Origin of the sequence: Caballeronia sp. SBC1 (assembly GCF_011493005.1) — a bacterium.
In the GTDB taxonomy this organism is placed as follows: Bacteria; Pseudomonadota; Gammaproteobacteria; order Burkholderiales; family Burkholderiaceae; genus Caballeronia.
Genome location: NZ_CP049159.1, coordinates 629,780 through 643,839, shown reverse-complemented (window position 1 = coordinate 643,839; position 14,060 = coordinate 629,780). Strand labels below are relative to the sequence as shown.

Genomic DNA, 14,060 nt, shown 5'->3' with positions numbered 1-14,060 from the left:
GAAGATCAAAGAATAAAGAGGCCAACGGGGAAATTGTCCGGGTTTCTCTAGGCGTCTCTTCAGTCAGCGCACGAACCGGTCCCGGAGCGGTTTTCTTTATGGATTTTTGCGCGCGTTATCCGCGTAACAGTCCGTGCATTCGATTTAACCATCGTACTCGCCTATCAAACCGCTGTCGCGCTTTCGGACCTCAAAGAAGGACTTCCGCCAGACGAATCCAGTGCCACCGCAGCCGCCCGCAAGGCGTCGTCTGAGTAGTTTCCGAGGCTGGCGCTGCGTCGCATGGAAGCGCTACCCTCGCCTATGGAAGCATAGACCTAATGTTCGCGTCCAGCCCGCATCTATCGAACACCGCGGCTGCAAGCATTGCGTGAATTGTGTACTACCCAAGTGAGAACACCGTGTATAAGCGCATCCTGGTTGCAATCGACGGAAGCGAGACGTCCGTCCTGGCGCTCGACGCAGCTTTGCAGATCGCCCGCGATACCGACGCCGAACTGCAGCCCGTCTATATCATCGACGCACCGTTGATGGCCTACGACGCACCCGGCTACGATCCGTCGATCCTGCGCGCGGCGTTGACCAAAGAAGGAACGCGAGTAACGAACGAAGCGCTCGCGAAAATGCATCTGCAAAAAACCAGAGGCGTCGCGCGGATCGCCGAGGTCGACCTGTATGGCGACGGCATTGCACAACGCCTGCTGGTTGCGGCAGACGAGCTGAAAGCCGATCTTGTGGTGATGGGTACCCACGGGCGCCGAGGCTTCCAGAGATTCTTGCTGGGAAGCGTTGCCGAGCGTTTCGTCAGAATGGCAACGTGTCCAGTCCTGCTCGTCCCCGCTCCGCATCCGGGTCATCCAGGTGCCCTCAACGCCGCAGCGCCTGCTGCAGTTGAATCCGTCGAAAATTCGCTCTGATTTAATAGTCGTGGGCGGTAGCCTTTCAGGAAGTGACCATCATGAATCCCATCACCCTGTTCCTTGCAGTCGTACTGTTGCTCGCCGGGCTCGCTACCGGCCAATTTGTAAGCGTGTGGCTGGCTCCGCTGTTCTTTGTTGCTGCCGTACTCGTCTTCCTGTCCGTGAAGGTCGCGAACGTATGGGAAAAATTCGTGGTGTTGCGTGTTGGCAAGCTGCAGGGTGTCAGGGGACCTGGGTTCTTCATGATCATCCCGTTCATCGATAACGTGGTCGCTATCATCGATGAACGGATCCAGACCACCTCGTTCAATGCCGAACAAGCGCTCACGAAAGACACGGTACCCGTGAATGTCGACGCGATCATCTTCTGGCACATCCACGATGCGCAAAAGGCGGCATTGGCTATCACCGATTATCGGCAGGCGATCGACCGGGTAGCACAAACATCGCTGCGGGAGATGATTGGTTCATCTATGCTTGCGGCACTGTTGTCGGACAGGCGAGCAGCGGATGCCCAATTGCGCGACGAGATTGGCGCCAAGACAGCTGAATGGGGCGTGACCGTCGGCTCTGTCGAGATTCGCGATGTCGCAATCCCGGTGGCATTGCAGGATGCGATGTCGCGCCAGGCGCAGGCTGAACGCGAAAAACAAGCCCGCGTGATCCTGGGTTCGGCAGAAGCCGAAATTGCGGCCAAGTTCGTCGAGGCGGCAAAGGTGTATGAGTCGCAACCGGGTGCGCTGCAGTTGCGCGCGATGAACATCATCTACGAAACGACCAAGGAGCGCGGGGCGACCATCCTCATGCCGACCTCAATGGTCGACAGCCTGAATCCGCCGCTCGCGCTTGCGATCGCTGGACATGATCTGCCCGGTGCCGAGGTCAAGCCGCTCATCAAGACGGCTGCGTAGCTACCGCCTCTTCAATGCCGGTTGCCGTTGCATCGATAGATGTCCCGGCATTGCCGGCGATCATTGCCTCGATGTCGCTTAACGCACCGATGACCGAGCGTCGACCCGTGCGGCTTGCAAAGTCGCACGCCGCTTCGACCTTTGGCGCCATTGATCCAGCCGAGAAAGCCAGCTCGCCAAGCGCTGCTGGATTCGCACGCGCGAGCAAGCGCAACGACGGCTTGCCCCAGTCGCGATAAACCCCTTGCACGTCAGTTGCGATGACGAACAGATCCGCCTTGAGCTCCGCCGCGAGCATCGCAGCGCTGCGGTCCTTGTCGACCACTGCCTCGACACCCCGATGCCGCCCTTCAGCGTCAGCGACTACCGGAATCCCGCCACCCCCGGCGCAGATGACCACACAACTGTGTTCAAGCAACCAGCGTACAGGCTCTATCTCGAGCATACGCACCGGCTTTGGACTCGGTACGACACGCTGTAACTTGTCTCCCTGTGCCGCCAGGGTCCAGCCTTTCCCCTGCGACGCCACCGCCGCTTCGATGACCGTATACCTGGACCCGATCGGTTTGTCGGGGTGTTGGAAAGCCGGATCGGACGCGCTCACTTCAACCATGGTCAACAAGGTCACGCAAGCCCGTCCTGCAGGCAGCAGGTTGCGCATTTCCTGCTCGATCATGTAACCGATCATGCCTTCAGTTTCCGCATCGAGGACATCAAGCGGGAAGCTACCCGCCTGCAGCGCGAGCATGCCAACCTGTGGTCCGTTGCCATGCACGATCACGAGGTCGTTGCCGGCCGCTGCCTTCGCGAGTTGTGCGGCAGCGATCCGCACATTGTTGCGCTGTGCTTCGGCGCTGACCGCCTCACCGCGCTTGAGCAATGCGTTACCGCCCAATGCGATTACCATCAGCATTGTGTTCTCCTCACTCGGCCAGCGTGGCGACAAGAATTGCCTTGATCGTATGGAGGCGGTTTTCTGCCTGCTCGAAGACAATCGATGCGTCCGACTCGAATACGTCGTCTGTCACTTCCACGCCATTCAGCAAGCCGTATTTATCGCCGATCTGCTTGCCGATCTCGGTGTTGGTGTCGTGAAGCGCGGGCAGGCAATGCATGAACCTCACACGCGGATTGCCGCTGGCCGCAAGCAAGGCCGCATTCACCTGGAAGGGCAGTAACTCCTCGATCCGTTCGCCCCATTTTTCGAACGGCTCACCCATCGATACCCAGACGTCGGTATAGATGAAATCGACACCCTTCACCGCTTCCGCCGGTGCTTCCGTTAGCGTCAAACGACCTCCGCTAGCCGCCGCGAACGTGCGGCACTGCGCGATCAAGTCGTCGTGCGGCCACAACCGGCGCGGTGCACACAGGCGTACGTCCATGCCGAGCTTCGTGCCCACGATCATCAACGAGTCGCCCGTGTTGTTATGGGCATCGCCTATATAGCAGTAGCTGATATCGTGGATCGGCTTGTCGCTGAATTCGTGCATGGTCAGCACGTCCGCGAGCATCTGGGTCGGGTGAAACTCGTCAGTGAGCCCGTTGTAGACGGGAACCCCCGCGTACTTGGCGAGTTCGTCCACAATCTCCTGGCCGTAGCCCCGGTATTCGATCGCGTCGTACATGCGACCAAGCACGCGGGCGGTATCTTTCATCGACTCCTTATGACCGATCTGGGATGCGCCTGGATCGATATAGGTGACATGGGCGCCCTGATCATGAGCCGCAACTTCGAATGCGCAACGCGTACGCGTCGAGGTCTTTTCGAAGATCAGCGCAATGTTCTTGCCCACTAGCCGCGCGATTTCCGTGCCGGCATATTTGGCGCGTTTAAGATCCCGCGACAGATCCAGCAGGTAGCGAATCTGACGCGGCGTGTATTCGATCAGCGTCAGGAAACTGCGGTTATGTACATTGAACACGATGAGATCCGGTTGAGAATGGGTGAAAGGCGGGTGAGTGTTTCAGGCGTCGATAGCGTCTCGCTCGACCGGGCAACTGAGGCAGTGCGTGCCGCCACGTCCGCGTCCAAGTTCTCCGCCCGGGATCTCGATGACCTCCACGCCCGCCTGCCGCATCTTGCGATTGGTGTAAGTGTTGCGGTCATACGCAACCACCACGCGCCGGTCGAGTGCCAGCACGTTGTTGCCGTCGTCCCATTGTTCACGCTGGGTTTCGTATGCGTCGCCGCCGGTTGTCAGGATGCGCAGCGAACCCACCCCGAGGGCATTGCTCACGACCGTCAGGAATTTGGCGTCATGGCGTTCATAGTGGATTTCGCCGGGTGCATCACCCGGATATAGGCTAGTGCAGCGGATCTCGTCGGCGACCTCGGGATAGATGCTGACGAAGTCGATATCGAGAAATGAGAACACCGTGTCCAGGTGCATCGAGGCGCGCCGCTTCGGGAACTCACACGCAATCACCCGCTTGGCGCCGCCGCCCGCAAACAAATGCCGCGCGACCTGCGTCACCGCTTGCGGACTCGAGCGCTCGCCCATGCCGATCAGCACCACGCCGTTGCCAATGGACATGACGTCACCGCCCTCCATGGTTTCCACGCCGAAGTTGCGATCCGGGTCACCCCACCATGTATTCACTCGGCCGGCGAAGCGCGGATGAAAGCGGTACACGGCGGCGACCAGCAATGCCTCCTTGCGGCGCGCCGGCCAATACATGGGGTGAACGGTCACACCGCCGTAGATCCACGCGCTGGTGTCGCGCTGGAATATCAGGTTCACGAGCGGCTGGATCACAAAATCCGATTGCTCCAGATAGCCGCCAAAAAGGCCGCGGGCGTCGAAGGGCATTTCGGCCTTTGCCACGCCGCCGACCAGCACCTCGGCCAGCTGTGCCGCCGGCATCTGTTCGAGCCACGCGTGCAACTCTTTCAGCATCCCCGTGCCGACTTCCTCCTCGACAATTCGTCGATCAAGAATCCAGCCCCGCGCGACCGGGTCGCTGCATATTGCTGCAAGCAGATCGTGAAACTCGAGTACCTCGATACCCCGTTCGCGCATCGCTCCCGTGAAAACATCGTGGTCCTCGATCGCCTTGTCGACCCAGATGACATCGTCGAACAAGAGGGATGCCGCGTTGGCGGGAGTCAGCCGCCGGTGTGCAAGACCAGGACGGCAGACCATCACCGTGCGCAGCTTGCCCGCTTCCGAATGAACGCCCAGAGCCATCAGTGATTCCCCTTCATGTCTTCATGCTCTTCAACCACTAACGACGTAGGTATAGAGCCGCACGCTGCCGTCGGTCTCCTTCTTTCGATAGATGCCCTGGATCTCGTTCTCGAAACCAGGGAAACGGTTGCCGCCTTCCTCGAACATCCGGAAGTAATCGAGCGTCGGCATCGCGCGCTCGGTGTAACGCTCGCCGGATACCACCACCGCGATACCCGGCGGATAGACAAGACCGAGTGTTGCCGCGATTCGTCCCTCGATCTTGTCGATCGGCAACAGCTCCACGTTGTTGCGTACCAGTTCATGCATGGCGGCTTGCGGCGTCATCGCCATCTCGGGAAAGTGCGCTGCGCGAAACTGCTCGCGCTGCAGGCGGCTCGCATTGCGCTCGCGATAGAACGCATGCATGTCGGCGCAAAGTTCACGCAAGCCGATTCCTGCGTAACGCTCGTGATGCGCGGCGACGAAGGTGGGAATGACATCGTCGAGAAGCGCGTTCTCGTCGTGCAATTGCTTGAAACGCACCAATGCCGAAAGCAGCGTGCCCGCTTTGCTCGACTCCAGCCCAGGCGTCAGCAGGAACAGGATGCTGTTGAGGTCGTTCTTCTCAGGCACGATGCGCCGTTCGCGCAGGAACTCGGCGAGCACCGCCGCCGGAATGCCGCGCTGCGCGTATTCGCCCGTGGTTCGATCAAACCCGGGCGTGATGAGCGTCAGCTTGTTCGGGTCTGTCATCGCATAGCCCGGAGCAAGGTGGCCGAAGCCATGCCATTTCGCATCCGGCGCGAGCTCCCAGTAACGTGGGTTGCTCGCGAGTTCATCTGTCGACAGGTCTTCCCAGCGTCGCATGCCGCCCGTGGCTGTGACCTCGTCAGGCACGAACGGATCGAAGAACCAGCGCCGAGCGGGGTCCGTCTCCGTCGCTTCGTAGTCGTGTTTCAGCGCGCGGATCTTCTTGCGCATCTCGATCCCGAGCTTGATCGTGTCGTCCCACAGCACCTCGCCAGAGCGGCCCTTCATCATTTGCGCGCCCACATCGAGCGAGGCGAACAACGGATAGAACGGCGACGTGGACGAGTGCTGCATGAAGGTCTCGTTGAAGCGCCGGTGACTTACCTGCCGACGCTGGCCGTCAAGGTGCGCGTCTTTCACGTGGATCTGCGACGCCTGCGAGAAACCAGCGAGTTGCTTGTGTGTCGACTGCGTGGCAAGGATGCCGGGCGCGTTGGCATCCAGTCCCTCGATGCCCATCGCGAAACGTCCCTTGAACAACGGATGGAACTTCATGAAGCCGGCCCAGGCTTCGTCGAAGAGAATGTATTCGCACAGATGCCCGATCTTCTCGATCAGCATTTGCGCGTCGTAGATCGTGCCGTCGTAGGTGCATTGCTCGATCACCGCAACACGAAACGGCCGCTCACGCTGCCACGCCTTGGGATCGGTGACGAGCTTGTTGTAACGAATGCCGTCGCGGATGCGGTCTTCGTCGAGCGCGTCGAAATCGATCGGGCCGATCATCCCGTGCGCGTTGCGTTGCGTCTGCAAATAGACGGGGATGCCCCCGCCGAGCAGCAGCGCGCCATGATGTGCAGCCTTATGGTTGTTGCGATCGAAGAGCACCAGGTCACCCGGTGTCACGAGTGCGGTCAATGCAATCTTATTGGACGTGGACGTACCGTTCAGCACGAAGTAGGTTCGCTCAGCGCCGAAGATCCGCGCTGCCGCTTTCTGCGCAGCGAGCGCGGGGCCTTCATGAACCAGCAGGTCACCCAGTTCGACAACGGAGTTATCCAGGTCATTACGGAATACCGCTTCGCCCAGATGCTTGATGAACGCGCGGCCGATCGGACTCTTCTGGTAAAACACGCCGCCGTTGTGGCCCGGACAGGTCCACATCTGGTTTGCCTGCTCCGCATAGTCGACCATCGCACCGAAGAACGGCGTCTTGAGCGAGTCCGCGTACGTCCGCAGATGGCTCACTAGATTGCGGGCGACGAACTCAGGCGTATCCTCTTCGATGAACACATAACCCGTCACATGCCCCAGCACTGCAACCGGAATTTCCGCGAGCAGATGGCGCTCGACCAGGATGAAGATGGGTACGTCCAGACCCCGCTCCCGGACAAAGCGCACGAAAGCCTCAACGTCCGTCTCTGACTCGGTCAGCGACCATTCCACGATCACACAGCCAACTGCAGCCTCGCTGCGGATCGCGGAGGATGCTTCCGCCACCGTGACCGTGACCTTGGTCGCGTACCGCAGGCGTTCGAGTTCATCGACGAGGCGCTGAAAGCGTGACGATGGCAACGCCGGTGGCAAGGGCAACGCGCAGCAAAACAGGAAGCCGAACATCTGGTCATATAGCATCTTGATCCTTGTATTGGGAATCGTATTGCGTCATTCGCGACCTCAACTGATCTTCACTACACCCCGGCTGAACAAGACAATAGCCACACCCGCCACGACCACGAGCACGCCCGCGACCGATGCCTCACGTCCCGTAAACACGCGCTCTCCGGCCGCATGTTCGCGCCGAGCCCACCAGAAAACGGGGAAGCCGAGTGCAAAGAGAATGGTGGACATCAGGAGGAACTGCAGTCCTGCGGCATAGACGAGCCAGAGGGAATAGACGGTCGCAAGCACGCCGGTCCAGATTGATTCTTTCGATGTTTCGCCGGCGGTCGGCGCGTACTTTGACTGAGTCGCGAAGCGCCACAGGAAGACGGTGCTGGCTAGATATGGCGGCAAGATCATGATTCCGGTGATCGAGATCAGCCACATCCAGGCATCGTTGGCGAACAGCACCACGAAGATCACGAGCTGCATGGTCGCGCTCGATACCCACAGCGATGGCGCCGCGGCATGGTGACGGTTTTCCTTAGCGAGGAACTTCGGGAATACGCCGTCCTTCGCGCCTTCGAACGGCAGCTCCGCGACAAGGATGGTCCAGGCAAGCCAGCAACTCAGCAACGACACCAGCAGCGAGACAACGATGAACACCGCGCCCCAGTCGCCCACCGCTGCCTTCAGCACATAGGCTGCCGACGGTGAAGCGAGCCCCGCGAGTTGCGCCTGATGCATCACGCCGAACGGCAGCGCCGACAACAGGAAATAGAGGATCGTGCAAACCGTCAGGCCGAGAAAAGTCGCGATCCCTACTTGCGAGGTCTTGCTGGCGCGGTCGGAAACCACCACAGCGCCCTCGATGCCGATGAACACCCACAAGGTAACGAGCATCGTGCTCTTGACCTGCCCAAGGAGGCTACCCAAATGCTCCTGAGCACCCCAGAAGTCGTAGGAGAACATGCCACCCTTGATCGCTACCGCCATCGCGCACAGGGCCACCGTGATAGTGCCAATATTCAATACGCTCGAGATCACGCTCAGGATTGCTGCCCGCTTTACGCCATACAGCACGACAAAATGCATGACCCAGATCAGCAGCGACGCGCCGACGATCGACGGCCAGGTGTTGCCCGCCGCGAACACGGGAAAGAAATAGCCGACCGTCTTCATGATCAGCACGGCGAATGCAACGTTGCCGAAAGCGGCAGACAGCCAGTATCCCCAGGCCATCTCGAAGCCTGCTAACGAGCCGAAACCTTCTTTCGCATACGAGTAGATGCCCGCCTTCAGATCAGGGCGTTTGTCGGCAAGCGTGCGGAACGTATTCGAAAGAAAGAACATGCCGACAAGCGTAATCATCCATGTAATCACGATTGCCGCCAGTCCTGCGCCCTGCGCCATGTTCTGCGGCAGATTGAAGGCGCCCCCGCCGATCATCGAGGCGATCACAACACCCGTAAGAAGTGGCAAGCTGAGCTTGCGGCCTCCGGGTTGAGCAGCGGGTTGAGCAATGACCGTATCGGCGGCAACGGGCTTGAGCGGCAAACTGCTATGTGTCTGGTCCATGAGGCTTTTTCTCCCTGCTGCTGGTGTGCCGTCAGTGTTGCGTCCATACGCTTGCCAAGGCTCTTCGACGTTGAACCTGTTTCAGCATAGGGACCGCATGGCCCCGCTCGTTGATCTGTATCAACTCGGGTTTAAGTGGGACCGCTACCTTTCAAAGCGGTGCTTTCCTGCCCATCGGTCAACATCGCTCAACACAACCTCAATGAGGGTGATTCCATGCAACGTGCGTACACGGGCGGCTCGGCCAAGCCGTTCTCCTCCGAAGACAGCAAGTTCTATCTGGTGGGCGGCGGCATTGCATCGCTGGCCGCGGCCGCTTTCCTGATCCGCGATGCCGATGTTCCGGGCCGTAATATCACGATCCTTGAAGCGCTTGGCGTAGCAGGCGGAAGTCTGGACGCAGCGGGCTCCGCGCAAGAAGGTTATGTACTGCGGGGCGGCCGCATGCTCGAGAGCAAGTACGTATGTACGTTTGACCTGTTTTCATCGATCCCGACGCTCGATGAAAGCAAGACGGTCACGCAGGAAATCCTGGACTGGAATGAAACGATGAAGACTTCGTCGAAGTCTCGTCTGGTACGCGACGGCCACCGGATCGACAAACCCGAGTTCGGGCTTACTGAAAGCGACATCCTCACGCTCGAACGCCTTGCGATCGAACCGGAGCACATGCTCGGCCGCAGCCGCATAGCGGACCACTTCGCCCCAGCCTTCTTCAAGACCCACTTCTGGCTGATGTGGTGCACGACCTTCGCATTCCAGCCATGGCATAGCGCGGTCGAATTCAAACGTTACCTGCTGCGGTTCGTGCACATGGTGTCGGGATTCAACCAGTTGCACGGGATCATGCGCACGGTCTACAACCAACACGACTCGATGGTCCGGCCGCTGAGCAAATGGCTCGACGACCATGGTGTCCAGTTCCAGTTCGGCACGCGTGTGAACGATCTGGTGCTTAACGAAGCCAACGGCGAAACGCGCGTGGAAGGAATCGTCTGCGAGCGCGAAGGGCGTAGCGTTTCAATCCCCGTCGGGCCGCGCGATGCGGTGATCGTCACGCTGGGTTCAATGACCGAAGGCTCGACGCTCGGCGGTATGGATCGCGCCGCCGTGCGGGACAGCAGCTCAGGCACCGATTCCTGGGCACTCTGGAACAAAATCGCGCTGAACCGCCCCGCTTTCGGCCACCCGGAGGTATTCGCCGATCACGTCGATGAATCAAAGTGGCTGTCGTTCACGACCACCTTGCATGATCCTGCGTTCTTCAAGCTGGTCCGAGATTTCACCGGCAATGTGCCCGGCGAAGGTGGCCTCATCACCTTCGCGGATTCGAACTGGCTCATGTCGATCGTCCTGCCGCATCAACCGCATTTCATCGATCAGCCAAGCGACGTGCAGGTGTTCTGGGGATACGGCCTCTATATCGATCGCCCAGGCGACTTCGTGAAGAAACCGATGGTCGAGTGTACAGGCCGCGAGATCATGACCGAGGTACTCGGGCATCTGCGGGCTGGCAATGCGGCTCCGGTTCTCGACCACGCCGTGTGCATCCCATGTCTGATGCCCTTCATTACCAGCCAGTTCATGCCGCGCGAACACGGCGACCGGCCGGAGGTCGTGCCGCAGGGATCGGTGAATCTGGCTTTTACCGGACAGTTTTGCGAATTGCCGGATGACGTTGTCTTCACCGTCGAGTATTCGATTCGCTCGGCGCAGGCAGCGGTCTATCGTCTTCTTGACATCGCGCAGTCGCCGCCGGCCGTCTATAAAGGCAAGTTCGATCCGCGCGTCCTGTTCAAGGCCTTCGAGGCCCTGCACGACCTCTAGGGACCAGCTGGCGCGTTTATCGCCGCACTACGCACGGCACGCACTGAGTAGTTTCCGAGCCTGCGCGCGTGCGGGCTATGTGGGTACCATCGAAACACACTGGCGCGGAAGGGTTTGCACCCGCGAACCTTTCTGCACCCTATTCAACGCGTTAAAAGGAGAAGCAAATGACTGGTAACGACGTTCTGATCGCCACGTTCAATGACCACACCGAAGCCGATGCGGCTGTGCGAAAGCTCATTGAAAACGGTTTTGACATGAAACATTTCAGTGTGGTCGGCAAGGGCTATCACACTGAAGAAAAAGTGGTCGGTTTCTACAACACCGGCGACCGCATGAAGATATGGGGCAAGTACGGTGCTTTCTGGGGAGCGCTTTGGGGCGCCCTGTTCGGCGGTGTCTTCCTGACGCTGCCGATCATCGGACCGGTCGTCGTAGTGGGTTATCTTGCCTCCATCGTGGTATCCGCGCTCGAAGGCGCGGTTGTAGTCGGCGGTGTCAGTGCCCTGAGCGCCGCGCTCTTCAATGCAGGCGTTCCGAAGGATCATGTGATCCATTACGAGACCGCGCTGCAGGCCAATGGATTTATCGTCATGGCGAACGGCCCGGCGGAAGAGATGGCGCGCGCCCGTACAATCCTGCAAACGCATAAGCCGGTACGGTTGGACCTTCACGAAGGCGCGATGCCTGCGAACGAAGTGCCGGTCACAGCGGCCCTCTGATGTAACTCGATCCCCATCGGTACGCGAGATGGGGCGTTGATCCTGAGGCCGAAAGTATCGAAGCACTCCCCTTCGATACTTTCGGCGAGGTCGTCCTGGCGTATACAAAGACTTGCTAACAACAATGGGCGGTCCGCTTGATTTGCAGCAGGTGGTCGCTGTGCAGGGAGTGCAGAATTCATCGCCATTGCGCGATCGCTAACCAGGGAAAATCTTTACGCTGCTCGCCACCGAGTCGGCGATATGCTCTTTGGCAATAACGCCCAGCACACGAGGAAGCGCATGCCCCTTGCCGTGTCCGACGACAACCGCCATGACCGCGCGCTGTTTCCACATTCTGGTAATCACGTCAAACGCAACATCGCTCTCTCCCACGACGATGAAATTGGTTTGTGCGAGAGCACCCAGCGTAATGCTGGCGATGCTTTGACTCAACGCACGGCGCAAACCCGTGTTAATGCGCAAAACGCCGACAATTTCGCGCTCTCTGGTCACGACGATATGCCGGAAAACGGGCTGGTCCGACTTCGTAAGTCCGTCGTGAAACAGTGTGGTCTCGTCGAGAACGAGCACGTCAGTTTCCATCACGCTGGACGCGCTCCGGACCATGAACATATTCGCGTGCAATGCGTTGGGAATAGGATGTCCGCGCCTGACAAGCTTCAGCGTGTAGATGCTCTCTCGCGAAAACATGCGTCTTGCACCCAGACTAAACGCGACGGCAATGATCATGGGAAGAACGATGTCATAGTCGCGGGTCATCTCGAAGATCATCGCGACGGCAGTCATGGCCGCTCCCGTGCCGCCGCCGACCATCGCGCCCATTCCCACCATTGCAAACGCGGGCGCACTTACTGGCGCGCCTGGCACGATTGCCGTAATCAGCGCGGAAAACGATGCGCCGAGTGTTGCACCTATGAACAGTGAGGGTGAGAAGACCCCGCCCGATGAACCTGAACCAAGGCTCACCGAAGTGGCGATTGTCTTACAGACAGCAAGCAAAAGAAGAAATGCGCCACCAGAGAGTTGCCCGTATAGCGTCGCCTGAATCGTCGCATAGCCAACCCCTTCCACATAGTAATGGCTTGCGGTAAGCCACAGGGCGTACATCATGGCACCCACGATCAGCATACCTAATCCATGCCGTAGATAAGGGTTGGGGATGCGTTCGAAGGCATCCTCTGCCCAATGAAGCGAACGAATTAAAATGGCGGCGGCGACGCCCGTGATAGCTCCAAGCAACGCGTAAAGTACGAAGGTGAATGCGCTACTCGGCTCGTTAGGGATCGCCCCGAGGTGGACGGGCACGAAGAACGCCGGTGCCGCTCCGAAAAAGAGCCGGCCGACGAACGTTGCAGTGCCGGTCGCGATCGCGACCGGCAAAAACGTGTTGACGCTGATCTCGGGCATCATCAGTTCGGTAGCGAACAACACTCCGCCGATCGGCGTGTTGAAAGTCGCCGCAATGCCCGCGCCCGCTCCGGCAGCGACAAGCGTGATCCGCTGCCCTGCAGTCATCCTGATGAACTGACCAAACGTCGATCCCAGCGCCGAACCGATTTGAATAATGGGCCCTTCACGCCCCACTGCTGCGCCCGAACCGATTGCAAGGGCGGACGAGATCGATTTCGCCAAAGCCACAACAGGCCGAATCGCCCCGCTTTTGTAATAAATCGCGTCCATAACTTCCGGAACGCCATGTCCCTTCGCTTCCGGTGCGAACTTCGTCACGATCCAGGTGACGCCGATTCCGCCGATCACCGGAACCAGAATCACCAGCGCGCCCCACGGAGCGGCCGGCGTGAAATGACCGGTGTCGTACGTGAAGGAAAATTGGCCGAGAAACAGAACATTGTGGACTAGCCCAATTAGAGCGCGAAATACGATCGCTCCAAGTCCGGTAACAATCCCGACAACAAAGGCCAGTACGCATAACCACCGGACTGGTAGCGGTTGAACCGAATCGTCATTGGACGTATTCATGTTGCTGGGCTGCACCGCGGCGACCTTGACATGCCGATCGTCGATGCCCGGGGACTCTTCGTCCAACTCGGAATGCTCGGACATCACACACCTCCTTCATCCAACGCGCACGGTTCGGTAGGAACTCAAATAGTCGAGTCACACACCGGCAGAATGCATTGACTTGCAGGCGACTCAATATGTGAGCCAACGCCGTTGAACACGCAGGCGTAGAAGATCACACAGCCAGCCCCGATTGCAGACGCCTCATCCGCATACTACTCGGCTGTCGCACTAAGCGTCGCCACACATTGAAAGGCGCTTCCTCCGGATACCCGATGCTCGCGCCCGCAGCCGGTCCGCGTTCACGGCCTGGCGAGAGAGAAAACCCGACGAGCAATGCGTCTGCTGCATGACCTTCTGGTGACCGGATAAAAGCAACGGCACGAAAGAGAACAACGCGACCTCGTTTGCGGGCCGGCGAACGACACCGGCTTAGCGAGCCCTCGATTCTGGCTGAGGCTGATGCGGCTTTGGATAGGTCCAAGCTCCCCTTAAAAATCGCTTCGCGACACCAGTTACGACGACATTCAACTGACTACAATTCACCGAGCC

10 protein-coding genes are annotated in these 14,060 nt (G+C 59.2%); 4 read left to right on the top strand and 6 right to left on the bottom strand.

All coding sequences use genetic code 11. From position 1 onward, the window contains the following. Positions 1–401: 401 nt before the first annotated feature. Together SBC1_RS37845 and SBC1_RS37840 are read left to right on the top strand one after the other, a co-directional pair. Entirely contained in the window at positions 402–917 is a 516-nt protein-coding gene (locus SBC1_RS37845) for a universal stress protein (protein ID WP_165107127.1), read from the top strand. A 41-nt stretch (positions 918–958) separates the two neighbouring features. After that, a complete protein-coding gene (locus SBC1_RS37840; RefSeq protein ID WP_165107125.1) occupies positions 959–1,831 on the top strand; it encodes a slipin family protein in 873 nt (290 codons plus the stop codon). Here the strand turns inward: SBC1_RS37840 and SBC1_RS37835 are convergent. From SBC1_RS37835 to SBC1_RS37815, 5 genes are read right to left on the bottom strand one after another with little or no spacing between them, the layout of a single operon-like run. Next, positions 1,815–2,744, bottom strand: coding sequence for a carbamate kinase (locus SBC1_RS37835; protein ID WP_165107123.1), 930 nt, complete (start codon positions 2,742–2,744; stop codon positions 1,815–1,817). The two genes, SBC1_RS37840 and SBC1_RS37835, sit on opposite strands and share 17 nt — an antisense overlap. A 10-nt stretch (positions 2,745–2,754) precedes the next feature. Continuing rightward, positions 2,755–3,759: an ornithine carbamoyltransferase gene (locus tag SBC1_RS37830; RefSeq protein WP_165107489.1), complete on the bottom strand. Its 1,005-nt coding sequence runs from the start codon at positions 3,757–3,759 to the stop codon at positions 2,755–2,757. 39 nt (positions 3,760–3,798) lie between these two features. Next, positions 3,799–5,025 (bottom strand): arginine deiminase, encoded by a 1,227-nt coding sequence (locus tag SBC1_RS37825; protein WP_165107485.1) that lies wholly within the window; start codon positions 5,023–5,025, stop codon positions 3,799–3,801. 27 nt (positions 5,026–5,052) lie between these two features. After that, positions 5,053–7,389, bottom strand: coding sequence for an ornithine decarboxylase (gene speC / locus SBC1_RS37820; RefSeq protein ID WP_165107121.1), 2,337 nt, complete (start codon positions 7,387–7,389; stop codon positions 5,053–5,055). A 42-nt stretch (positions 7,390–7,431) separates the two neighbouring features. Continuing rightward, a complete protein-coding gene (locus SBC1_RS37815; protein ID WP_165107118.1) occupies positions 7,432–8,934 on the bottom strand; it encodes a basic amino acid/polyamine antiporter in 1,503 nt (500 codons plus the stop codon). Between the two features lie 216 nt (positions 8,935–9,150). On the opposite strand from SBC1_RS37815, the gene SBC1_RS37810 reads away from it, so the two are divergent. Both SBC1_RS37810 and SBC1_RS37805 read left to right on the top strand, forming a co-directional pair. Further along, positions 9,151–10,761, top strand: a complete 1,611-nt coding sequence (locus SBC1_RS37810; RefSeq protein ID WP_165107115.1) for an oleate hydratase — start codon at positions 9,151–9,153, stop codon at positions 10,759–10,761. A gap of 167 nt (positions 10,762–10,928) precedes the next feature. After that, a complete protein-coding gene (locus tag SBC1_RS37805) occupies positions 10,929–11,483 on the top strand; it encodes a general stress protein (RefSeq protein ID WP_165107111.1) in 555 nt (184 codons plus the stop codon). Between the two features lie 198 nt (positions 11,484–11,681). Here SBC1_RS37805 and SBC1_RS37800 read toward each other — a convergent pair whose 3' ends face one another. Then, positions 11,682–13,466, bottom strand: coding sequence for a chloride channel protein (locus tag SBC1_RS37800; protein ID WP_165107482.1), 1,785 nt, complete (start codon positions 13,464–13,466; stop codon positions 11,682–11,684). Between the last annotated feature and the right edge of the window lie 594 nt (positions 13,467–14,060).

Excerpts from the sequence above, each read along its gene's own strand:
- SBC1_RS37805 (WP_165107111.1), top strand. The coding sequence starts at position 10,929 with ATGACTGGTAACGACGTTCTGATCGCCACGTTCAATGACCACACCGAA.
- SBC1_RS37815 (WP_165107118.1), bottom strand. The coding sequence starts at position 8,934 with ATGGACCAGACACATAGCAGTTTGCCGCTCAAGCCCGTTGCCGCCGAT.
- SBC1_RS37800 (WP_165107482.1), bottom strand. The coding sequence starts at position 13,466 with ATGAATACGTCCAATGACGATTCGGTTCAACCGCTACCAGTCCGGTGG.
- SBC1_RS37840 (WP_165107125.1), top strand. The coding sequence starts at position 959 with ATGAATCCCATCACCCTGTTCCTTGCAGTCGTACTGTTGCTCGCCGGG.
- speC (WP_165107121.1), bottom strand. The coding sequence starts at position 7,389 with ATGCTATATGACCAGATGTTCGGCTTCCTGTTTTGCTGCGCGTTGCCC.
- SBC1_RS37835 (WP_165107123.1), bottom strand. The coding sequence starts at position 2,744 with ATGCTGATGGTAATCGCATTGGGCGGTAACGCATTGCTCAAGCGCGGT.
- SBC1_RS37810 (WP_165107115.1), top strand. The coding sequence starts at position 9,151 with ATGCAACGTGCGTACACGGGCGGCTCGGCCAAGCCGTTCTCCTCCGAA.